The sequence below is a fragment of the Vibrio sp. 10N.261.51.F12 genome (assembly GCF_041471725.1).
Classification (GTDB): domain Bacteria; phylum Pseudomonadota; class Gammaproteobacteria; order Enterobacterales; family Vibrionaceae; genus Vibrio.
Genome location: NZ_JBFROV010000034.1, coordinates 60,251 through 83,092 on the forward strand (window position 1 = coordinate 60,251; position 22,842 = coordinate 83,092).

At 43.9% G+C, this 22,842-nt stretch carries 18 protein-coding genes; 6 read left to right on the forward strand and 12 right to left on the reverse strand.

Annotation, left to right across the window (positions count from 1 at the left end):
* Positions 1–29 precede the first annotated feature (29 nt).
* Positions 30–1,019 (forward strand): rhodanese-related sulfurtransferase, encoded by a 990-nt coding sequence (locus tag AB4405_RS17635; protein WP_372062092.1) that lies wholly within the window; start codon positions 30–32, stop codon positions 1,017–1,019.
* A gap of 120 nt (positions 1,020–1,139) precedes the next feature.
* Here AB4405_RS17635 and AB4405_RS17640 read toward each other — a convergent pair whose 3' ends face one another.
* From AB4405_RS17640 to AB4405_RS17655, 4 genes are all read right to left on the reverse strand, one after another.
* Complete coding sequence (locus AB4405_RS17640; RefSeq protein WP_372062093.1) at positions 1,140–1,601, reverse strand: exoribonuclease R; 462 nt, start codon at positions 1,599–1,601, stop codon at positions 1,140–1,142.
* A gap of 274 nt (positions 1,602–1,875) precedes the next feature.
* Positions 1,876–2,115: a PAS factor family protein gene (locus AB4405_RS17645; RefSeq protein ID WP_102469465.1), complete on the reverse strand. Its 240-nt coding sequence runs from the start codon at positions 2,113–2,115 to the stop codon at positions 1,876–1,878.
* Positions 2,116–2,301: 186 nt separating this feature from the next.
* Entirely contained in the window at positions 2,302–5,421 is a 3,120-nt protein-coding gene (locus AB4405_RS17650; protein ID WP_372062094.1) for an efflux RND transporter permease subunit, read from the reverse strand.
* Entirely contained in the window at positions 5,414–6,568 is a 1,155-nt protein-coding gene (locus AB4405_RS17655; RefSeq protein ID WP_372062095.1) for an efflux RND transporter periplasmic adaptor subunit, read from the reverse strand. The genes AB4405_RS17650 and AB4405_RS17655 overlap by 8 nt, the downstream gene beginning before the upstream one ends.
* A 381-nt stretch (positions 6,569–6,949) precedes the next feature.
* Between AB4405_RS17655 and AB4405_RS17660 the strand changes: the two genes are divergently transcribed.
* Both AB4405_RS17660 and AB4405_RS17665 read left to right on the forward strand, forming a co-directional pair.
* Positions 6,950–7,678 carry a glycosyltransferase family 2 protein gene (locus AB4405_RS17660; protein WP_372062096.1) on the forward strand — a complete coding sequence of 243 codons (729 nt, stop codon included), beginning with the start codon at positions 6,950–6,952 and terminating at the stop codon, positions 7,676–7,678.
* Between the two features lie 138 nt (positions 7,679–7,816).
* Positions 7,817–9,130 carry an LssY C-terminal domain-containing protein gene (locus tag AB4405_RS17665; RefSeq protein WP_372062098.1) on the forward strand — a complete coding sequence of 438 codons (1,314 nt, stop codon included), beginning with the start codon at positions 7,817–7,819 and terminating at the stop codon, positions 9,128–9,130.
* Positions 9,131–9,153: 23 nt separating this feature from the next.
* Here the strand turns inward: AB4405_RS17665 and AB4405_RS17670 are convergent, their stop codons facing one another.
* Both AB4405_RS17670 and AB4405_RS17675 read right to left on the reverse strand, forming a co-directional pair.
* On the reverse strand, positions 9,154–9,969 hold the full coding sequence (locus AB4405_RS17670; RefSeq protein WP_372062099.1) for a hypothetical protein: 816 nt from the start codon (positions 9,967–9,969) through the stop codon (positions 9,154–9,156).
* Between the two features lie 277 nt (positions 9,970–10,246).
* Positions 10,247–12,148, reverse strand: a complete 1,902-nt coding sequence (locus AB4405_RS17675; protein WP_372062100.1) for an alpha/beta fold hydrolase — start codon at positions 12,146–12,148, stop codon at positions 10,247–10,249.
* A 362-nt stretch (positions 12,149–12,510) separates the two neighbouring features.
* On the opposite strand from AB4405_RS17675, the gene AB4405_RS17680 reads away from it, so the two are divergent.
* Positions 12,511–12,717: a hypothetical protein gene (locus AB4405_RS17680; protein ID WP_372062102.1), complete on the forward strand. Its 207-nt coding sequence runs from the start codon at positions 12,511–12,513 to the stop codon at positions 12,715–12,717.
* A 283-nt stretch (positions 12,718–13,000) separates the two neighbouring features.
* On the opposite strand, the gene AB4405_RS17685 is transcribed toward AB4405_RS17680, so the two are convergent.
* Together AB4405_RS17685 and AB4405_RS17690 are read right to left on the reverse strand one after the other, a co-directional pair.
* Positions 13,001–14,035 (reverse strand): DUF4238 domain-containing protein, encoded by a 1,035-nt coding sequence (locus AB4405_RS17685; RefSeq protein ID WP_372062103.1) that lies wholly within the window; start codon positions 14,033–14,035, stop codon positions 13,001–13,003.
* Positions 14,036–15,175: 1,140 nt separating this feature from the next.
* Entirely contained in the window at positions 15,176–16,090 is a 915-nt protein-coding gene (locus AB4405_RS17690) for a LysR family transcriptional regulator (protein WP_372062104.1), read from the reverse strand.
* 97 nt (positions 16,091–16,187) lie between these two features.
* Between AB4405_RS17690 and AB4405_RS17695 the strand changes: the two genes are divergently transcribed.
* Positions 16,188–17,642, forward strand: coding sequence for a sulfatase-like hydrolase/transferase (locus tag AB4405_RS17695; RefSeq protein WP_372062105.1), 1,455 nt, complete (start codon positions 16,188–16,190; stop codon positions 17,640–17,642).
* A 76-nt stretch (positions 17,643–17,718) separates the two neighbouring features.
* Positions 17,719–18,918: an anaerobic sulfatase maturase gene (locus AB4405_RS17700; protein ID WP_372062106.1), complete on the forward strand. Its 1,200-nt coding sequence runs from the start codon at positions 17,719–17,721 to the stop codon at positions 18,916–18,918.
* 306 nt (positions 18,919–19,224) lie between these two features.
* Here the strand turns inward: AB4405_RS17700 and AB4405_RS17705 are convergent, their stop codons facing one another.
* From AB4405_RS17705 to AB4405_RS17720, 4 genes are all read right to left on the reverse strand, one after another.
* On the reverse strand, positions 19,225–19,881 hold the full coding sequence (locus AB4405_RS17705; protein ID WP_372062107.1) for an HAD family hydrolase: 657 nt from the start codon (positions 19,879–19,881) through the stop codon (positions 19,225–19,227).
* 280 nt (positions 19,882–20,161) lie between these two features.
* Positions 20,162–20,923 (reverse strand): ABC transporter ATP-binding protein, encoded by a 762-nt coding sequence (locus tag AB4405_RS17710; protein ID WP_372062108.1) that lies wholly within the window; start codon positions 20,921–20,923, stop codon positions 20,162–20,164.
* 10 nt (positions 20,924–20,933) lie between these two features.
* Complete coding sequence (locus AB4405_RS17715; RefSeq protein ID WP_372062109.1) at positions 20,934–21,884, reverse strand: iron chelate uptake ABC transporter family permease subunit; 951 nt, start codon at positions 21,882–21,884, stop codon at positions 20,934–20,936.
* Complete coding sequence (locus AB4405_RS17720; protein WP_102469485.1) at positions 21,877–22,836, reverse strand: ABC transporter permease; 960 nt, start codon at positions 22,834–22,836, stop codon at positions 21,877–21,879. Before AB4405_RS17720 ends, AB4405_RS17715 begins: the two co-directional genes overlap by 8 nt.
* Positions 22,837–22,842: the final 6 nt, after the last annotated feature.

Sequence of the window (22,842 nt, forward strand, 5' to 3'; positions counted from 1 at the left end):
TTACGTTCCAGCTCGCAGAAGGAAAAACCATGTCTCAATATGTTGTATGCGCACTCTACAAATTCGTCACACTTGACGATTACCAAGACATCCGCCAACCACTGACCGAACTGCTAGAAACGCATCAAATCCGCGGCACCTTGTTATTGGCAAGTGAAGGGATCAATGGCACGGTTGCGGGAAAGCGCGACGCTATCAATGCCCTACTCCAATGGTTCAAACAAGACTGCCGCCTTGCTGATGTCGTTTACAAAGAATCATTTAACGACGTACAGCCTTTTAATCGCACCAAGGTGAAACTAAAAAAAGAAATTGTGACCATGGGCGTCGAGGGCATCGACCCACTTAATGTCGTTGGTACCTATGTTAAACCAAGTGATTGGAACGCGTTAATCTCGGATCCTGATGTCCTTTTAGTGGATACTCGTAACGACTATGAAGTCGATATTGGAACGTTCAAACATGCGGTGAACCCCAATACAGAAACATTCCGAGAGTTCCCACAATACGTTGCAGACAACCTAGACCCCGCTAAACATAAAAAAGTGGCGATGTTTTGCACAGGTGGTATTCGCTGCGAAAAATCAACCGCTTACATGAAAGAACAAGGGTTTGATGAGGTCTATCATCTAGAGGGCGGCATTCTTAAATACTTAGAAGATGTACCGGAAGAAGAAAGCCTATGGGAAGGCGATTGCTACGTATTTGATGGGCGTGTTGCGGTCAACCACCAGCTAGAAAAGAGCGGCTATGATGTCTGTAACGCTTGTCGTTTGCCTATCACAAATGAAGACCAAATCTCTGAACACTTCGAAAAAGGCGTCAGCTGCCCTAAATGTATCGATAAACACAGCGACGAGCAAAAAGCACGGTTTCGTGAACGAGAAAAGCAAGTCCAACTCTCAAATGCTCGAGGCGAAACCCATGTAGGTGGTGAAGCCGCTCATTTGATAGAGCAGCGTAAAAAAGAGAAACAAGCCTTGAAAGCGCAACAGCGTGCAGGAAAGCACGCAAAATAGTGGCTATGGTTTAAGCGCCTAGAAGCACCATTTTATCTTTAATCATTCAAAGTGGTCTCGCTATTATGCGGACCACTTTTTGTTTAATTTTCACTCACATGATGGCATCTCTTTTGATGTTCATGCGTCTTTAGCTTTTTCTTTAGCGTTAATATTGGCATAGGTGTGCAATAACTCAGTCAGCGCCTTTACCCAACCAAACGCCTCTAATGGCGGCTTTGCCAACAACTTTTCTACCTGCTCACAATGCACTTCAAGGGTAATAGCTTGTTCTAAGTTAAATGATATCGCGTAAAAATGCCAAAGCACCAATCGAGTCATTCGTTCACTATTCTGCTTAGCGTTATCGGAGTCGTCAAACGCCTGCTGAATTTCACTTAATGCGATGGCCGTCATACGGAGTGTGGCATCCAGTCGTGCAGACATCATTCGCTCTTCGCTATCGACCTCTTCATGCTCAAAAGTAAATAGCTCACTCATCGTTTCTTCTGGCACCATCTTACTGATCATTCGAACACTGAACTCTTCAAGCTCTTGACGCGGCATAGTAACGAGGCAATTAAATGTGTAATCACGAAGCATAAGAAAGTCACTCTAGATAGCAAATAGATGAACCCGCATTTTAAGCATTATCACTAAATTTACTAGTGTTTATGTGGCAGTATTGAGGGAGGTTGCCGTGTAAAGAAGCATGTAGGAAAGTGATGATAGTGAGCCTCGACCATTCTTCGCCAAGCAATCAATCGATTAAAGGCCCCGATATTTCGGAGCCTTTCTTTTAAAGCCATAATGCCCTGCTACTCTGGCTACTTACCTGGTCAACGGCTTAATAACTCAATGGTCAGTGGCCTAGGGGCTACTTACTTGGCGCTTGTAAAACTTCGATGGCGAGCTCTACCGCTTTATCTATATTGTGGCGACCTTCTAGTTTCCCTGAACTAATCGGGCCCAATACACTCGCGTACAAGGCCAACTGTTTGGAAAATGGTAGTTCTAGATGTTCATATAATGTCTGGCGAATTTGGGCATGCTGCTCTGGAGCATGATCAGCAAGACGAGTTAACGTGTCGTAAATTAATGTGGTGGTTGTGTTCATTTGTCATGTTTTCTTTAGCTTTGGGGGACGTTAAGTGTACAATTTTTCTATCGAGATAGCCGTGACATATGTCATACAATAGTATTAATAGACTTATTAAAATAACCATTTATTAGGGCCGTCGCTCTACTGGCTCATTAACGACGACAAAATAGAATGCCGTCGTTAATGTATCGTCTGCTGACTTTAACTCGAATGATGCCCCTTAACTGGCACATATAAGCGCCACAATTTCTTAGCCACCTTGCCAATATCCTCCAACATCACATATAAACATGGCACCAATATCAAGGTCACGACGGTGGCATACATCACCGCAAACCCTAGTGCCACTGCCATCGGTTTTACAAACGCCGCTTGTAAGCTGGTTTCAAACATAATCGGCAAGACGCCAAAAAACGTCGTGATAGAAGTGAGGGTTATCGCCCTAAATCTCGCACAACCGGCTTCAACGACGGCTTGTTTGGCGCAGTCACAGCGAGCCTTTATCTGATTGACATAATCGGTCATGACCAGCGAGTCATTGATCACCACTCCGGCGGCGGCGATCAAGCCAAACGTCGACATCATACTCATATCTAGGCCATAAAAATAATGCCCCCAGATGGCCCCCGTTAAGCTAAACGGAATAACTGACATGATAATAAATGGCTGTGCATAGCTTTTTAGTGGTATGGCGAGCAAAATATAGACCGTGATCATTCCGGCAATAAAGAAGACGATTTGTTCGGCTTTTTGTTTTTGCTGCTCTTCAATTGTGCCACCGAGCTCGGTCACCACACTTGGAAATTGAGACTGTACCTTCGGCAAGACATTATCCTCAATATTCTTCACCGCTTGATCCGGTTCTATCTGTGATTCATCAATAGACCCATAGACATAGACCGTGCGGTAGCCGTTTTCACGACGAATTTGATTGATGCCAGGTTTATTGACGATGTTGACCACATCACCCAGCATGACCTTTTTGCCTTCAGGGGTATTAATTAATGTGTAGCGTAAGGATGAAAACGCTTCTCGCGTTAATTTAGGATATCGCACCATCACCCGCACTTCTTCGGTATTACGTAAGATGCGCTGCGCTTCACCACCATAAAAACTGCCACCAACTTGCCCCGCAATCGTGGCTAAATCCAAACCTAGATCGTACGCGACAGGTTTGAGCGACAATTGTACTTCTCGGCTCCCCGTGTCCATCGACGAACTAATATCATACAACCCTGTTTGTAGTTGAAGTTGTGAAATCAGTGCTCGACCCGCAGCGTTAAGCACTTCCATATCCGGCCCATAGAGTAAATAACCAAATTCATCGCCGTCTTCACCTCCTGTCACGTTATCGTTAATGACAATAGACTTTAATCCTACAATGGTCGGCATTTTCTCTCGCCAGCGTTTCGACAGCTCAAACGCATCGACGGGGCGAACACTTTCATCCACCAGCGGTAAGATAATCATTCCTTGGGTACGACTGGTGTTAATCGTCATCATATCGCGGACAACCGGTTGCCCATATTCGTCTCGAATATCCTCGTTGACCTCTTGCACAATCCGTTCAAGTGTCAATAACGCGTTTATAGTCTGATCATCAGAAACATTGCTGTTCATCTCAATTTTAATCAAAGGGAAATCAGACGGCACCTTAGGGCTGGGAATCATTCGTACGTGACCCGCAGTGAGCATCGACACGCTAATAACTAACACGGCTATAAACCCTGCGACGACTGACCAGCGCCACTCCACACACCAAGAAACGCAACGCTTATACGGGCCATCAACAAAACGAAAGAACTGTTTATTAAAACGAGCCCGCAAGCTGTTTTCTTTAATCGGCGTAAAGGTGGTGTGAGCGAGATGCGCGGGCAAGATAAGCTTGGACTCTATCAAACTAAAGATTAAGCAAAAGATCACCACGATGGACAAACCATAGAAGAAGGCTTTTTCTGGTCCGGTAGAAAAGAGAAAGGGAACAAACACCGCTATCGTTGTCAGTACACCAAAGGTAGCTGGTGTTGCGACTCGCTGAGCACCTCGCACAACATTAGTCACGCCTCCACCTTCTTTTTCCACTTCGGTATAAACACTTTCTCCGATAACGATGGCATCGTCGACGACGATACCCAGTACCATAATAAAAGCGAACAAGGTGATGATGTTGATGCTGACATCAAAAAGAGGCATCAACATCACTGCGCCCAAAAAGCAAACCGGTAAACCAACCATGACCCACATGGCTAATCGAAAACGTAAAAATATAGTGAGTAGCAACGCAACCAATACCGCGCCTTGAAGCAAGTTCTTGAGCATCATGTCTAGGCGCGCATTAAGGTAATACGTCATATCCATTAATGTATGCAACTGAATACCATGCGGCAATTGCGCATTTTTAGCTTCAATAAACTTCTTAACCGTATTCGCCACTGGGACCATATTCTGTGTTTTGGTGGCTTTTACGGTTAAGTAGATACCATTTTGACCTGAATACTTAAAATAGTGCTGCCCTTCGGTAAATTCGTCTTTAATGACGGCAATATCTCCCAGTAAAACCTTTGAGCCATTCGCGCCAAGCTTGACCGGGATCTGGCGAAACTCAAAGCCGTTGTAATACTGGTTTTCGATACGAATAGACACCAATCCCGTGCTGGTTCGAACCTGCCCGGCTGAAAAGTTGGCAGAATATTTTTGAATCGCGGTAACAACATCATCAAGGGTCAAATCATATGTTCGCAATTCATCCGGGTGGATTTCAATACCAATCTCATCAGGTGGTGAGCTTACCTCCACCAGCGACACATCACCAAGTTGCAGCAGTTCTTTTTCAATTTGTAATGCCATGGTTTTTAGCTCAGGCAAAGAGGTGTTTCCTGACAGCACCATACCAATGACATCTTGCTTAAACTCTATCTGCGTGACCTTGATTGGTTCCATTGCTTTAGGGAAGCTTGCGACGCCATCAACTCTTTGCTTCACTTTATCCAGCACTTCCATCAGATTTGCTTTGGTATCAATCTCAAGCGTGACAACGCCTCCACCTCGATAAGCATCCGTGACCGCTTTCTTAACTTCAGTGACATCTTTAAGTGACTCCTCCACCTTGATGAGAATACTCTCTTCGATTTCTTGAGCAGAAACACCAGGATAGGAGGCCGTCACTTGGATATAGTTAATTTCAAAATTGGGGAACATTTGCCGCTGAATCAAAAAATAACTCACCGTGCCCATAATTAGAATGAACCCCATCAGCAGATTTGCGGCAACCGAATTTCGTGCAAATAATGCGATAATGCCTCGTTGAGGAGCGCTACTCATTGAGACTCCCTAGGGCGGATTCCCGATCCGTTGGCGTGACTTGCATCCCTATTTGGGGGAATTCAGGGACTGTCAGCACCAATATATCGCCGTCTTCCAACCCTGAATCAATGTAAAAATTAGATTGTTCTTCACGCAACACATGCACAGGCTTTGGGACAAGGCGGTTGTCTTCATCAATAAGCCAAACGCGGTCATCCGTCACCAACTCTTGTGGGATAGGATAAAGATTCGGTACGATTTCTCCATTGAAACGCACCTCTACATAAGAGCCAAATGGGAGCGGTGTCTCCGCAGACTTTAAACCATATGGATCATCCACTCGAATCACCATGTTGACCATACGGGTCGCGCTGTCGACAACACCAAGGTCTCGAACGACCCGACCTTGACGCCTCGTTTCAGTTCGCCCTTTCGCGATAACAACGGCGTCGATGCCAATAATATCTTTAGGCAAAAACGGGGCATCAAATCCAGCGATGGGCACCATTATCTCTGCACTTTCGATGTTGTTCAGTTCTGCCACCTGTGAGCCCGTGGTAATATATTGGCCCACGCCAAGATTTCGCGAGACGACAAGTGCATCGTAAGGGGCTTCTACTTCACAATTTGCTAAGTCACGGTTGGCACGTTTGAGCCCTGCGCGAGCCGATTTCACTCCAGCTTCTGCACTCAACACTTGGGGGATCCTGAGATACAAATCAGAGACTTGTGTATCTTTGATTTTCTTTGCTTGTTGTTCAGCGACTTTGGCTTTTGCGCGCTCTTCAATCAGCGTTGCTTGAGATTGAGCTAACTGGGCTTGCGCTTGCAAAACGGCAGCCTGATAGTTGTCTTTTTCGATGGTAAACAATACTTCACCACGTTTAACGACTCCACCCGCAACAAAGTTTGGATGCCAACTCAGCACTTCTCCAGACACTTGTGTCGCAAGCGCAGTACGCTCAAGCGGCACGACCTCACCAAAACTAGAGATAAGGATCTGATGCGACTGCGCGGCGAGTACCTGAGTCTTTACGGTCGCATTCGTTTGCACCGATTTTTCTGGCTCAATGTCAGGCTTGGTTTCTTGCACCACAGCATACCCTGCTACCGCTATGCCAATAATCCCAATGGGAAGCAACCATTTTACACTTCGCTTAAACATACCTTTCCTTGTCCCTGTGTTATGCCAGCATCATTGTACGTAAAAGTAGTGTCGTAAAGTGTATTGATTTGCCCTCCAAGTCTAAGGTTTGACTTTTTTACGTTCACCGACCCCAAATGCGCCAAATTTATTTGGCTCAAAACGCTCCCGCTTCCCCATTGCGGTGTGCCCATGACATTAGCCGTAAGGCTATATATCAGCTACAAGCCTATATATTAGCTACAGCCCATATATTAGCCACAAGCCCATAAACCAGCTGTAAGTCCATGAAATAAAATGACTAACAAAGCGCTTTATGAACGCAATATGAACCTTTGCCTCAGCAAAAATTAACGTTTGTGAGTTTAGTATCTTCGCATCAACGAAGAAAAGGATCTTACTATGAAACCAATCAGCATTGTCATCATTACACTAAACGAAGAAAAACGTATCGCTCGTCTACTTAGCGATCTCTCTACACAAACATACCAACAATTCGAGGTGATCGTTGTCGATTCAAATAGTGAAGACCTCACTACGCGAGTCGCTGAAAAATATCGTGCCGCGTTGCCTGACTTAACCGTGCATACCATGACAGAGCGCGGTGTCAGCCTTGGTCGTAATACTGGCGCTAGTCTTGCGAAACACGAACGTCTTTTGTTTCTTGATGCTGATGTGCGCCTTGATCGTGAGTTTCTTGAACTCGCGGCTAAAAAGCTTGAATCAGAGAAGCTAGAAGTCGCTGGTGTTTTTATGGGTGCTCGTCAACTCACTCCCGCATACAAAGCAGGTTATGGGCTATTCAATGCTGGGTTGTTTGCCACGCAATTCTTTTTCCCTACGGCTGTTGGGGCGTGTATTTTCTCGACGAAGAGAGCGCATAACGAAATCGGTGGGTTCGACGAAGCAATCGTGCTTTGCGAGGATTGTCATTACGTTAAGAAAGCCGCGCAAACATGGCGCTTTCGATTCTTACCACTCAGTTTCCAGTTTGACCCACGTAGGCTTGAACAAGATGGCTTTTTCAAAATGGGCGCAACGTACCTTAAGGCCAATGTTCGTCGGTTTTTCTTCGGAGAAATGCGTAACAACGAAATGAACTACGAGTTCGGGCACTACCAACAGCAATAATGGCGGGCAACACCGCTCTTCACATACCCGTGACGAAGCTAAGTATAGAACTAAGCACTAAGCAACTAAGCAACTAAGCAACTAAGCAACTAAGCAACTAAGCAACTAAGCAAGAAGATAAGGTAAAAAGGACGCGTTATGTTTGAAACCATTGGGTTATTTTTGGGGTCATTGCTGGATGCCGTGATCGGCCCTAATTTAGTGGTGCCAGGAGAACCTTTTATGATTGCTGCTGGATACCAACTTTATAGCGGCGGTTACATCGCCGTGTTCGCCGTCGTATTAGGTGGACTGCTCGGTGACCAAATCAGCTTCTTTATTGGGCGTCGATATGGGTTTAATGTGCAGAAAAGACTGCTGGCATGGCAACCCAAGATTAGAAGACCATTGGCTCGATGCCGCCTTCTGCTGCACCGTAATGCCTTCTGGATTTTAGCATTTTCACGACTCCTCGGCCCTGTCGCTTGGGTGGTACCATTTATGGCTGGAACCCACCGTATCGCGTGGCGAAAATTCTCGCTATATGCCAGCGTTGGATTGACTCTGGGTATCGGTCAGTTTGTTGTCTGGGGATACTTATTAGCGGCCGGTGTCGATAATGTGCCTGTACTTGGTGATATTGCGCTCTTCATCAGTGAACATAAATACACGATGGGCGTTGCACTCCTTTCCCTAGCCATCGCGTATTTTGGGTTTAAAAGACAGTGGCGGCACACGTGGGTAAAAGCATGTAGCGTGTTTATTATTGGTACGCTTGCGCTCAACTACTCTCACTTTTTTTGGTTTAGTGATGATAAAGTCAATTCGACCTTGGTCGCTCAATCAACAATGCCCATCGTTACGCTGAAGAGTCTGAATTACAAAGTATTTGCCGGGCAATCGTCCATATATTCAGCACAGGGTATGAACGTGGTCTATCTCGGTGAATCGCCACAGTCTTTAATGGAAACCTTAAGATGGATAGAAAATAAAACCTTTTCGCGTAGTGATCTAGAGTGGCCAGATTATGTCAATTTGTTGAAACAAAACACCCCTCCGGTGTCCGATCTCATGTGGAATGGAGAGCCACAACATCTCGCCTTTCAGTTGCCGGGGACGCTGACCAAGCGCTCTCATATCCGATGGTGGCAAGCAGGCATCGATTCAGTAACAAAACAACCGTTATGGCTGGGTGCATTAAGCTATGATGATGGTTTAACAGTCACCCCGTACGGCGGCATCATTACCATTCTTCACAGCGTCGCCCCGGACATTGATGCCGAAAGAGACAAGCTAAAACGCGATGTATTTCGCCTCAACGCCGCGTGGACTGCCGAAAATATGAAACTGGCTTACGCAACAGCAATGGATGGTCGTCATGATTACTTCACCGACGGACAAGTGTTGGTGGTCTCCAAACAGCAGCCCATTGATGCACTTCAGACCACTCATCTATATGAGTCTCAGTGGTAAGATCTTGATACGATCGACAGCAATTACTGCACTGAAAAGTCGTGGCTATAGGAAAAAATGATTTTTTGCTCAGAACCATAATCATTATCAGAGAGAAGCCCTAGTAGTGTCAGCGAATCGCGCTTGGTAAATTTATAACCAAGGCCTGCGCCAAGCCAGTAACCAAAATAGTCATTTGACCCCGCGGATGCGCCTGCAAACGTCATCGCGGTGAATTCATCATTGAGCGGCTTTAAAGAGAAGTAACCTAAATACCCTCCAGTACTGTCTGTTGGGTGCAAAGCATAGGGATTAGATGGATCAAACTCAGGCTCAACTTCATTCAACGATCTTTCACCATCAGTATAATTGAAGCCTGCCATCGGGAATATTTGCCACCCGTAAGGCTCTATATCAAAAACAGATAACGGTACAAACGTGCCAACACTATAATTATTAAAGTTTGAGCCATCGTCATACTCACTTCGGCCGAAATTGAAATTAACAATACCAATATCAAATAGCCAAGATCCGCCAAGCGTCCATTCATCTGTATCGGGGTGGAGTCGAAGGTTGATCTTCTGCGCTTCACTAAGCCCGATTGAACCCGAAACAGAATAACCATAGCTTTCTGAGTTGAAATCATAGTTACCCGCAAAGCCCAATTTAGAGTTGATTCTAGTTGGGTCTTCTACGTTTTTATTCTTATTGTCGTAGATGTCCCTTTCAATCGACGCGTCTCCAGACTGAGTATTGGATTCGGGTAATGAAGACGTTTGGACATCTTCATTTGCAAAAGCATTCGGAACATAAGCAAACAGCGACATTGAAACCAATATGGTGAATAAATAGGTCGCCATGACGTGTTTTGTGCATGACGAACATTCAATAGGACTTTTCAGGGGAATAACCACAGTGTAGGAATTTGAGCGGAGGTATTCTACTGAGATAGATCGAAAGATACAGAGGTTGAACTTTCGTTGTCCCATAAATTGCATTGATGTGTTTGGCGCTTGCCAATCGACAAGCTAATCATAATGCTTGATAAAGAAAGACCTAATTACCCAATAATGAACAACTTAAATAATGGATAAACAAAGCCTCTCTTCCGTAGTCGTAGTCGATATTATCATGATGTTAGATAAATTTATGACGGTAATCGTAAAAGCCTAAAATGTGTTTCAACGCTCTATCTCGGTATCGATCAGCTTCAATCAAGACATCATGCTTAGCGTAAGGAATCGTGAGTAAACGAGAACTTAAGCACTTTTCATTAAAGGTTTCTTGCGCTGACAGTGATACCACATTATCGCCTTCTGCTTGAATGATTAGAATCGGCGTTTTTATTTTACCGGCCTGAGACAAACAGGTTTTCCCCGCCGCCATTGCTTCAGTTATCCATTTTGGACTCACACCTCCCAGTCTTAACTTAGGGCTGTTAGTAAGAAGATCACTGTACACCTTAAATCGACGCTGGCTACTCGTGTGATCATTGCCCTCGAAGGTCTTTGTGACAAAAGCCGTTTGCTTTGGCGCAAAGTGAGGTTTCTTCTGCAGCTGACTGATGACCTTGATCGTAGCCGACTGAATCCCTCCAACCACTTTAGGCAATTTTATTCCAAACATGGGGCTAGTTAACACGCAAGCTTTAACGACATGCTCATACTCAGCAAGATATTGAGTGGTGATCACACCTCCCATTGAATGCGCCAACATCATGATGTCTTCACTGTGATCCTTCATGACAATGTCACGTGTAAATGTATCTAAATCTTCAACATAGTGGGCAAATTGGTCAATGTGCCCCAATTCGCTGTCGGCAACGAGACGCTGTGATTCCCCCTGACCACGGTGATCAAATGAATAAACACTATAATGGTGGCTTAACTCATAAATAAGTTCTTTGTACTTCCAGCATGACTCATTACGACCCTGTACTAAAATCAACGCTTGGGATTGATTATTTGGGTTCACATTCACCCACGAGATATTGCACGCCAGTGCCCCTTTAAATCGACCTGTCGTGCGGTTCTGCCATGCGTGTTCCATCTCTAAATGGCGCGCATCGGTACTTGAGTGCTCGGAAGTCACTAATTTATGACGGTGAAAAGGTGTGTAAGGGATATCTAACTTTCGACCAACACTTTCTACAAACAAACGACCAAGACCAACACCATGTATATAATCTGCATCGAGCTGCTTTTTGGTACTTCCAATAACCGGTGACTTCAGGTTGCGGGCTGGCGAGATCTCATAAATATTCACATCATCAGGTGGATTAGCTAAAAAGCGCTGTGTTTGGCGGTAGCTTTCTTCATGCTTTAACAAAATAGCGGACAACTCGCTCATCGTCTTGGTTGGCGCACGCTTTAAAATCGCTTCTAACAAAGGATGCTGCTCTGCGAAATCAACAGGCATGGTTCGAATCACGACAATGTTTTTGTAACCTCTGCGGTACGCCTCTTCAACAGGTATCGGTGCCGACACCCCACCATCAAGCCACCTTGCATCATCAAACATGACCGGTTTTTTGTGCAATGCGGGAATAGCGCAAGATGCTCTCAAGACGTTCTTCCAGTTGTCTAATGTAACGTCAAAACAGGCTGTCGTGAGCTTTTGAGCGTGTGTGGCGACCGCAACCACTTGTTTAGTTTTAAGTGCATCGGCACCTTTGATCCAATTCAGCGGAATATCTACTTCTGTACTGTTAACCAACCAATCTAAATCGACACCTTCACCACTTAGCAAATATTTGGTCAATTTAAAAAACTCGGGATGGCGAGTCGCTTGAGCGATCACTTTGTAGGCATGACCTTCATGCCCACAGATATAAGAAGCGAGATTCAACGACCCCGCAGACGTACCGATAAGGAGGTCAAACGGGTTAAAATCTGCACGTAGGAAGGCATCGAGAACACCCGCGGTAAAAACGCCGCGTTGCCCACCACCCTCGGTAACAAGCGCAATTTTATCAACGTGCTGTTGTTCTAGCATAAAGTTATCATGATGATGATGACTGATGACGTAACGTTTACCCATTTTGATCCTATTACTTATCTAACGCTGAATGTATGACATTGAGCTTAATATAGAGCACTTACAGTAATATGGGGATGGGCCTGCCGTAAATTCAATAATATTTATAGGCGGTTAATCAAAACCAAACTGGCTTGTAGGAAATGATGGTAAATCTGTTGAGGGGTCGGATGGAGCTTTCAGGTGGAACGTTTGGCATGTTTAGTCAACGCTCTCGGTTTGAGGCTAGCAGGAAAATGCCCCAAAGCTACTTAGGGTATGTACTCTTCACTAAACGAGAATGATCATATTGACCAACATTTTCTAATGTAAGATGCTGAAGTTGGTTTTGGGTCCTTGTAATATTGACGTCGGGTAGTGGCATAATGGAAAGTTGGATTAGTGGCATTGGTGCTGGATTACTGGCAGGGGCAGAATTTGGAATCTTCTTAGCGGTAATATATACCGTGATGAATTGGAGTGAGCGCGATAAGTGGAGAACATTTTTTCTTCTTTGGGGCGCGATTACTATTGGAGTCGGAATCGGTGCTACGATAATTTCAGGAATATACATTGCTTTCAAAGCCATGTAGTAGTGCACCAACGCACATTTGCCCCAAACGGTGTTAGAACTTCAACTCACCCACAATATGTCCATATCGATTTGCCATAGATTTGCTCATGTGAGCAATGGAAATAGTTTTTCACATCACAGCCGTTTACTACAGCCGATTATGAATCGTAAATGTTTTTCCATCTTTCAACTGAATACTAAGGCGCTTCCGCCCCCATTGCGACTCAGAAACCACTAATTGGAGTTTTTAATTCAAGATTAAAAGACTGACCCCATTACGCCATATATGAAAATGTACAAATTTATTCTACAAAGTCTTTAATAGCCTTGAGGTTGGTTTTTACATATTTCTTATATGCCTTAAGTGACTCTTTACTGTTACCAATAATATGAAAATTGGCTTTTTTAGCCAGTTTGATGTTCATTTCTTCTACGTCATCAACCGACACTTGAACTCTACCGCGTTGAAAACGATTCGATTTGTTAATCATATAAGCCACGTTTGGTGATATTGGATAGTAGAAATCGCACTCATGGTCTTCTGGTGGTTTAATCTCGTCAGTCAATGCTTGATGAATATTTACAATCGGCTGGTCAGAGGTAATAAACGGTGTATTTGTATCATTGATAAGTAAGCAATGAACAGACTCTTTTCTATCTAAGTACAGTGACCGCCCCATACTCATGCCAAACATATATCCAATGAACCACCAAGACTCTTGAGTCAGCTTCATTATATGGTTTACTTGTTCTTCCGTGGCTTTATCTAAGCTAGGTCTAGATTTACCCAGTCCAGCACCTATCGTATCTTTGAAGTTCTTGGTTCTAGCAATCTGGTGACCGAAGAATTGCATGAAATGAAGCATATTTCGGTCGTTATCAAGTACAGATAAATCACGATTTGCCAGTGCTTCTAACACATCTTGAATCTCATCTTCATGAGCCGTGTGATAATTTTCAATACCGTTGCACTTCCAAGCTTCAAGCATTTTATCGACTTCTTCGTTTTTAATGCCACTCTGCTTATACATGGATTCTATATATTGCATTTTCATATAATCATTTAGATAAGACATATGCAGTTCATGTAGGTCTTCTGGGCTTTTAGATGACCACCCTTTTATAACTTCCACATGGTCAGGTGTAAGTGGCTGAACTCGATAAAAATCACGCTCAACAGCAATATTTTTAACGCTGTCAATTCGAATAATGTTGTTGTTCTTTTTGGTGGTATAGAAAACGTTCTTGTTATCGGGTGCCCACCGCCTCATATAACTAGCCCAAACATGATGATGATTTTTCTTTGCTTCTAAGCTTTTCTTGTTGATTTCGCCCATACGATCTCCGATCCTCTGCATTGAGCAATTATAACACCTACATCATGATGTTAGTTCTGTTTGTTAAGCTGATTTGGGCCGAAAAGAATTTAGCTCAAATTTAACCTGACAGACACCATATAAAAAAGTGGGTAACTGTCAGATCAAGCCTGATCTAGTACACATCAGCTAATGTGAGTTGCGGACTTTAGAACTAAAATACTAACTCATTTATGTCCACAAACGAGTCAGCCCTGTCTTGGTCTACGCAGAATAAATTCTGGCATGTTACTGCTCCTACAAATAAAAACTAACCGTCATCCCCTTGAAAAAGGGGATCTCATTCAGCGCGTTGCGAACTCGATGTACTTAACCTCATCGAATTTTTTCAATTGTCTATGCGCTTTGTGAGATCCTCACTTTCGTGAGGATGACGAACGTTGTTAGTTGGAGAAAAAAGGAAACTAAACCGTTTATGTCCACATAACGTGCCAGTTCGGTTGTCATCAGCGCAGTATAAATTCCGGAATGCAACTCCTCTCACAAATAAAACTAACCGTCATCCCCTTGAAAAAGGGGATCTTCATCAGCGCGTTGTTAACTTATTCGGGCGTCATTCATTTCTATTTAAGCGAGTCACATGCTGATGAAGATCCTAGTCTGCACGAGGATGACGGCCTAATTGGGATGGCTTGAAGAGCGATAAGCTAAGCGCTTTATGTCCACATAACGTGCCAGTTCGGTTGTCATCAGCGCAGAATAAATTCCGGAATGCAACTCCTCCCACAAATCAAACTAACCGTCATCCCCTTGAAAAAGGGGATCTTCATCAGCGCGTTGTTAACTTCTTCGGGCGCCATTCATTTCTATTTAAGTGAGTCACATGCTGATGAAGATCCTCGTCTGCACGAGGATGACGGCCTAATTGGGATAGTTTGAAGAGCGATAAGCTAACCGTCATCCCCTGAAAAAAGGGATCTTCATCAGCGCGTTGTGAGCCTATTCTGGTGCCATTCATTTCGATTTAAGCGAGTCACATGCTGATGAAAATCCTCGTCTGCACGTGGATGACGGCCTAATTGGGATGGGTTAAAGAGTGACAAGCTAAGAGAGACCTGCCCCAAAACGTTCGCAGCTATAGAAGAAAATATGCAGCTCTTGTCATTCATTGACAATACGGTTTCCTATTTCAATCATCATCTCTTTCATCCAATTATAGAAAGGGTCGTCGCTTAATCCTATAGACCAGCACATTGAAATAGGAATGGGCTTTAACTTCGGCAATGGGATGCTGTTGTAGCTGTCTTTATCGTCAATGCTTTCAATAAACTTGCTAGGCCCTACCAAATACGCATCCGTCGACTTGACTGTTTCCATAGCTAACCAGAGTGTCGTTTCGTCCAGTAGTACTGGGCTCTCACCTATTAGCTCATCATATATATTTTGATATCGGTGCGAGCCTCGAATTTTGACAATCGGGAAGCTTGAGAGCGACGGTTCTGGTTGGTCAGTATTGGCAAAAATAGGGTGATCACCTCTCGCAATCAGCGAACTCGACACCTCCCCGATTTCATGAGTCTCAAATCCAGAAAGCCCTTCTGGTAATGCTCCTAACGCAAAATTAATCTCACCCAAAGTGAGCTTCTTTATATTCTCGTAACTCCAACTCTTGCAGGTCATCGTAACATTGGGTGCATGTATTGATACTTCTTTGATGACTTGCGCCATCCAATGAGGACTTGCGTAATCTGAAAGCATGATAGTGACATTCTGTGTCACTTCACTTAAGTCCAGCTCCTCTGAATCGACTAGATTTTTGAACTGGTTACAAAGTAGCTCGACTTTGGGGTATAACTGCATCGCTTTTTGCGTGAGCACCAATTGGTTCCCTACTCTCACCAAAAGAGGATCATCAAACATTTCTCGAAGTTTTGATAACTGTTTGCTCACCGCGGGTTGGGTGATAAACAGCCGCTCTGAACTTTTTGAAATATGCTTTTGTTCCAAAAGAACAAGCAGTGTTTTCAGCAAGTTAAGATCAAGTGATCTAATCTTTGAAAACTCACTATTCCTCATGGTTATACCCTTCATAAATATCCATCACTTCAGATTCTAGGCCGAGCCGTTATTCTTTTCAAAAGAAATCAATTAGAAATGGTCATTGGAGCGAAATATGATGAGAAAAAAAACCGTGTTAGCCTCTGTTTTAGCCGGTGCACTACCTTCCCTATCGGTGACGGCAGCAGAACAACCTAATGTGGTCATTATGATGGTCGACAATTTGGGTTTTGGAGAGCTTCAGTCGTATGGCAGTACACGAGGCGTCGCGACACCAAACCTAGATAAATTAGCTGAAGAAGGCATCAGGCTGACAAACTTTAATGTTGAGCCTCAATGCACCCCTACCCGATCAGCATTTATGACCGGTAGACGTCCGTTGAGAACAGCGACAACAGAGGTTGTTTGGGGTATGGATTACGGCATGGTGAACTGGGAGGTGACCATGGCCAATAAGTTTAAGGAGCAGGGTTACAACACCGCAATGTATGGCAAGTGGCACCTTGGCGATACCGAAGGTCGCACACCTTTAGAGCAAGGATTTGATGATTTCTTTGGGGTGCTTAATACTTCAGACGAATCACTCTATTCGTCACAACTCCACTTCGAAAACGAAGATGGGTACGTCCCGAAGATCCAAGACACCGTCAATGGAAAGACAAAAGATGTCATGGACTTTAATTTAGATACTCGCCGTACTATTGATGAACAAGTCACTCAACGAGCAATTACACACATCACTCAACAATTGGAAAAAGGCAGCCCTTTCTTTACTTTTGTCTCCTTTACTCAGCCTCACCTGCCTACAATTCCTCACCCAGATTTTGCAGGAGTAACAGGCAAAGGCGATTACGCCGATGTTCTGCATGAGATTGATTTTCGCGCAGGGCAAATTATCGACACCATTGATAAAGCCGATGCAAGAAAAGACACACTAATTATCTTTATGTCAGACAATGGCCCAGAGTGGCACTACCCTCATCATGGTATCGCAGCGCCATGGAGAGGCAATTATTTTACAGCGCTTGAAGGTTCAATACGTGTACCATTTATCGCTTCTATGCCAGGCACAGTGAAGGAAAAAAACGTCAGTAATGAAATTGTGCATGTGGTTGATGTCATGCCATCAATTGGCGAGCTTGTCGGCTATAAGATGCCATCAGACCGTCATATCGATGGAATTAACCAGTGGGCGCACTTAAAAGGCGACATGGAACAATCTAATCGTGACGGTTTTTACATTAGTAACGGACAAATAGTTCAGGCATACAAATGGAATGATTGGAAACTGCATTTCTACGACCAAGATATTATGCCAGAAGCCCCCGTTAAACGACAGATTCCAGCCGTCTATGATCTGTCTAGCGACCCTCAAGAAATGTATGACATGCGAGCCGATGGCGTCCGTATTTTCCCTACGGTCGTTAAACGAAACGTCGCAATTCAACAAAATCTTGCGGTAAGTTGTGACACCATTCCTTTCCCTGCTCCCATGGGTTACAAACCGGACTGCAAGGGTGTTGATTTCACTCAACATATACCGGACGGTTTTAGAAAAGCTGAAAAGTAACAACCATTTTCACGACTGTCATTAACGTTAGGCAGGTAGGGCATAAAACCCTACCTGCACGATCTGAGGAATAAATATGGAAGTGTCTAAGTCTGTTCATATTATGAGTAAACCAACGGGTTCTGTATGTAACCTAGATTGTGACTATTGCTTTTATCTTGAGAAAGAAAAGCTATACCCCGAACGTAATACTAACTGGAAAATGTCGGATGAGACGTTAGAAGTTTATATCGAGCAACACATATTGGCTCAGCATACTGACCATGTGACTTTTGCTTGGCAAGGCGGCGAACCTTTGATGATGGGGATCGAGTTCTATAAAAAAGCGATCCAATTGCAAAACAAATATGCGAAAGGGAAATCCATAGAGAATACCCTGCAAACTAACGGCCTATTACTCAACAATGAATGGTGTCAATTTTTCAAAACAAACCATTTTTTGATTGGCATTTCAATTGATGGACCCGAGCATCTTCACGACAAATACCGTACGAGCCGCTCTGGCAAAGGTTCCTATCACAAGGTAGAACAAGCCATCGATTTATTGCGTGTACATCACGTTCAGTTCAATACGTTAACGGTCATTGGAAGCCACAATGTTGACCATGCATTAGAGGTATATCAACATTTAAAATCTTTGGGTAGCGAAGTACATCAATATATTCCTTTGGTCGAAAGAGCGGCAACAAAACCGACGTTAGAGGGTTTATATTTGGTTGACCCAGAGCATGATAGCGCGGCTAAGTTGACGGAATGGAGCGTACCGTCTTTAAAGTTTGGACAGTTCCTCGCGGCCATCTTTAACTATTGGGTGAAACATGATGTCGGCCAGATATTCGTGCCTTATTTCGATAATACTCTCGCAGGTTGGGCAGGTGAACAAGGCAGTATGTGCACAATGGCACCGCGATGTGGCAGTGCTTTTGCAATGGAAGCAAATGGAGACATCTACAATTGCGACCACTATGTTTATCCGGAGCATAAACTAGGGAACATTCACACAAAAACGATTAGTGAAATGAACTTCAGTGCTCAAAACTACGAGTTTGGTATCAAGAAGAAAGATCTGAGTGAAAAATGTAAAAAGTGCCCGTATGTAAAACTTTGCAATGGAGGTTGCCCAAAGCAACGCTTTATTCCTAGGGCTAATAGCTCTGCTGATAATTACCTTTGCGCAGGCTATGAGCATTTTTTCCGCAGCAGTGAAAAGAAGATGAAACAAATGTGTGACCTATGGTTTGCAGGCCGATCGCCAGCAGAAGTGATGATGTTGTAAGCATATAATTAAAGAAAGGTGCTCTAGGAATGCGGCTAATTCTGTTTTGTTGTGGTGAACAAACTCAACGATTACTTTGTCGATAACCTAATTACTTTGCCGTGTTTAAGATTATCCATAAAGCGCAATAACCGTCATCACATTGCAAAAAGAGGATCTTCATCAACGCGGTATGTACTAATACCCGGTGGAAGACAGTGTTACGGCACTCACCGTACTGTTTTTCGTGTGGAGTAGAAAAGAGCAAGCCATTGAAGGCTGTAAAACCCAGCCTAACAATGTAAACCCAACCCATAATTAACGCATTTATTTGAGGTGTTTTAGATGATTCAATACATCAACCATTGATGGGAGGATCTCGTGGCCAAGTGCGATCACTTCATCGGTTGGAGAAACAAGGTCGGGAACTTGATACATCTGTAAATTTGCAGCAATACCGGCACGAGTACCATTATTCGAATCCTCAAAACCTAAGCAATATTCCGGTGCGATATTTAGCCTGCTAGCGGCTAATAAGTAGATTTCAGGATCTGGTTTGCCATGAGTCACCTCACATCCACAAGTTAAACTGTCGAAATATTCATCTAATCCAGCGAGCTGCAATTTCATTTTCGCGAGACTTAAGTCTGTGGAAGTCGCCACTGCCATCGGTATGTTATTTGCCTTTAGCCAATCAAGAAGCTCAAGCACTCCTTCCTTTATTGGAATCGCATGGTTGTGCGTAATATCATGGTAATACTCCATCCACACTTTTCGAAGTAACGGATAATCTAAATCAGCCGGATAACCAGCTCGAATCGTGCGCTCTACACCCTGAGCGTTCTGGCCAATGATAGCCAAGTATTCTGGCTTTAAAAATTCTATGCTTAGTGTATTACACGCTTTTTCAAAAGCATTCATGCACACACGCTCAGTATCAAGAAGCAACCCATCCATATCGAAAATTGCGGCGTTAAATGTCATATCTATAGCTCTAAAATTAGGATACCTGATACTACTAAAATTATCCCATTGTGCAAATAATCAGAGCACTTCATTATGGCGCAAACGCAGTAGCACGATGCTTTGGAATGGTGTTTTCGGTATTGGTCATCATTGCGAAGTTTCATGTGACCACATCAAGATGCTCTAAAAACGAGTCAAACATCATTTCCACCTCGATGGCATAAGTCCCGGGCGCTTGACTCGGTATCTAGATGTTGCAGCGCCGTACTTAAATCCTATAGCGCTAGCCATACAACACTTAACTATTAAAATACAAACACACGCGGCGTCCATCAATTTCTCTGATGTCAAAAGGGATCTCGTAGATAGACTCCATAACGGCTTGATCAACGACCTCATTGACACACCCTGACTTGATGACCTTACCGTTTTTCATCGCGACAATGTTGTCTGAATAAGACGACGCAAAATTAATATCATGGATAACAATCACCACCGCCTTGTTAAAATCATGAGCTAGGCGACGCAAGGTATGCATGATCTCTACCGAATGTTTGATGTCTAGGTTATTAAGCGGCTCATCAAGGAAGACATACTCGGTATCTTGCGCGACCACCATTGCAATGAATGCCATTTGACGCTGCCCGCCACTGAGCTGATCCAGATATCGATTCTGGATATCTTCAATGCCCAAGTGACCTAATGCGCTGTCAATAATGTCATTGTCTTCATCGGTCAAACGACCTTGTGAGTGAGGAAAACGACCAAACGATACCAACTCACGAATCGTGAAGCGCATATTAATATTGTTAGATTGACGTAACACCGCCAATCGCTTTGCCAGTTCTTTGCTGTCCCACTCCGCTAGCAGTTTGTCAGCAATCAAGACTTCTCCCGCATCGCTTTGTGTCAGGCGACTCGCCATCGACAACAAGGTGCTCTTCCCTGCTCCATTGGGACCAATAATTGATGTCACCTCACCTTGTGGGAATAAGGCATCGGCATCTTGTACAACAAATGTCTTCCCGTATTTTTTGCTTAATCCAGTTAATTTAATCACACTAACACCCTTAATTAATTCTGTTTCTTAGCAATAAAAACAGGAAGTATGTACCACCAACTAGGTTGATAATTACGCTAATTGTGGTTTGAAACACAAGTACTTTTTCAACAAACCATTGCCCTGTGACAAGCAATAACACCGCAAGCAAACTACTGGCTATCATCAAGAATCGATGCTGATATCGATTGAAGATCTCGCGTGTCAAACTCACCGTAATCAAACCAAAGAACAGCACCGGCCCCACCAAGGCCGTTGAAACGGCAATCATGACGGTAATAATCATCATAACGCGTTGAGTAAGTTGCTTAGTGTTCACCCCTAAGCTGGTTGCGTTATCAATGCCTAGCCACAACACATCTAACTTCGGTGCGTAATAAAACAAAGCGGCCAAACACAGCCCAAGTGGGATTAAGCTCCAATAAACCAGCGTTGAATTCACATTATTGAAACTCGCAAACATTGACGCTTGTATCGTTGCGAATTCATTGGGATCCACCAACATGGTTAAGAAGCCTGTCACACTGCTAAACAAGCTGCCGCATACAATCCCTATCAACAGCAGAGTGAAGACGTTGTTGTCTTGACGCTTAAAATAAAAATGGAACAGCAATAAAGAGAAAAACACCATCACGGAGGTCGACAGCAGGAAATTACTCATCGCATGAATAACCCAGTAACTCGTACTGCCTAATATGACCACCATGAGTACTTGAATCATCAAATACAAGCTATCAAAACCCAAAATAGACGGCGTCAGTATTCGGTTATTGGTGATCGTCTGAAATACCAATGAAGATGCGGAGATCGCCACCGCAGCCAATATAATAGCAAGCACCTTAGGGATACGACGGGACAAGAAAAACTGGTAATTGTCTGGCGTTAAGCCCTGACCAACAAACCAACCAATGATCGCAAGGCAGCCTGCCACCAATAAAATAACTTTATATGAATCACGCATTGGATCGGTCTCGTAACACCAAGAAAATAAATACAGCGCCGCCAAAGATACTGATGATCATGGAGATCGGCATTTCATAAGGGAAAATGATAAGGCGCCCTAAGATGTCTGAGGATAAAACCAGTATCACCCCCCAATACGCCGTCCACGGCAGGATTTTTTTCATATTATCCCCCATAAACAACGACACAATATTTGGCACAATCAAGCCTAGAAAAGGGATAACACCAACAATCATGACTACGGTTGAGGCGCTCACCGCGACTAAAATCACGCCTAAGAACACAATTTTTTGATAATCCAAACCAATATTTTTCGCGAAACTTTCACCCACACTTGCCGCACTAAATTGGCTAGCGTAATAGTAAGCGAGTAAACATGCTGGTACGGCTAGATATAAGATTTCGTAGCCGCCTTGTAACACGCTGGCAAAGTTAGCGACAGTCCATGCTGACATGGTCTGGACGAGGTCATATTTATAAGCAATAAAGGTCGTCAGCGCTGAAATAACATTGCCGTACATGATACCAATTAACGGCACAAGCACTGCGTTTTTAAATTGAAGGCGTTGTAAGAAGCGAACAAAGAGCAGCGTTCCCGCCACTGCGAAGGCAAAAATGACGCCCAAATGAGTCCATTGAGACGCACCGCCAAGAAATATCAGCCCAACAACATAGCCCAGTAGCGCACAATCAATGGTTCCCGTCGTTGAGGGAGACGCGAAGCGGTTTTGGACGATTTGCTGCATAATAAGCCCTGCAACACTTAGTCCTGCACCCGCGAGAACGATCGCAAGAAGACGGGGGATACGGCTCACTACATAAATGGAGTAAGCATGCTCGTCACCATTAAACAAATCAACGAGAGACACATTGGCAGCGCCAATTAGCAGCGATGATACGGCCAATACAGCGAGTAAAATTAGGGCGAAAAAGTACTTATGAATAGCCATGGAACA

Bases quoted from the DNA above. Each gene is read 5' to 3' on its own strand.
- AB4405_RS17635 (WP_372062092.1), top strand. From the start codon at position 30: ATGTCTCAATATGTTGTATGCGCACTCTACAAATTCGTCACACTTGAC.
- AB4405_RS17640 (WP_372062093.1), bottom strand. From the start codon at position 1,601: ATGCTTCGTGATTACACATTTAATTGCCTCGTTACTATGCCGCGTCAA.
- AB4405_RS17645 (WP_102469465.1), bottom strand. From the start codon at position 2,115: ATGAACACAACCACCACATTAATTTACGACACGTTAACTCGTCTTGCT.
- AB4405_RS17650 (WP_372062094.1), bottom strand. From the start codon at position 5,421: ATGAGTAGCGCTCCTCAACGAGGCATTATCGCATTATTTGCACGAAAT.
- AB4405_RS17655 (WP_372062095.1), bottom strand. From the start codon at position 6,568: ATGTTTAAGCGAAGTGTAAAATGGTTGCTTCCCATTGGGATTATTGGC.
- AB4405_RS17660 (WP_372062096.1), top strand. From the start codon at position 6,950: ATGAAACCAATCAGCATTGTCATCATTACACTAAACGAAGAAAAACGT.
- AB4405_RS17665 (WP_372062098.1), top strand. From the start codon at position 7,817: ATGTTTGAAACCATTGGGTTATTTTTGGGGTCATTGCTGGATGCCGTG.
- AB4405_RS17670 (WP_372062099.1), bottom strand. From the start codon at position 9,969: ATGGCGACCTATTTATTCACCATATTGGTTTCAATGTCGCTGTTTGCT.
- AB4405_RS17675 (WP_372062100.1), bottom strand. From the start codon at position 12,148: ATGGGTAAACGTTACGTCATCAGTCATCATCATCATGATAACTTTATG.
- AB4405_RS17680 (WP_372062102.1), top strand. From the start codon at position 12,511: ATGGAAAGTTGGATTAGTGGCATTGGTGCTGGATTACTGGCAGGGGCA.
- AB4405_RS17685 (WP_372062103.1), bottom strand. From the start codon at position 14,035: ATGGGCGAAATCAACAAGAAAAGCTTAGAAGCAAAGAAAAATCATCAT.
- AB4405_RS17690 (WP_372062104.1), bottom strand. From the start codon at position 16,090: ATGAGGAATAGTGAGTTTTCAAAGATTAGATCACTTGATCTTAACTTG.
- AB4405_RS17695 (WP_372062105.1), top strand. From the start codon at position 16,188: ATGATGAGAAAAAAAACCGTGTTAGCCTCTGTTTTAGCCGGTGCACTA.
- AB4405_RS17700 (WP_372062106.1), top strand. From the start codon at position 17,719: ATGGAAGTGTCTAAGTCTGTTCATATTATGAGTAAACCAACGGGTTCT.
- AB4405_RS17705 (WP_372062107.1), bottom strand. From the start codon at position 19,881: ATGACATTTAACGCCGCAATTTTCGATATGGATGGGTTGCTTCTTGAT.
- AB4405_RS17715 (WP_372062109.1), bottom strand. From the start codon at position 21,884: ATGCGTGATTCATATAAAGTTATTTTATTGGTGGCAGGCTGCCTTGCG.
- AB4405_RS17720 (WP_102469485.1), bottom strand. From the start codon at position 22,836: ATGGCTATTCATAAGTACTTTTTCGCCCTAATTTTACTCGCTGTATTG.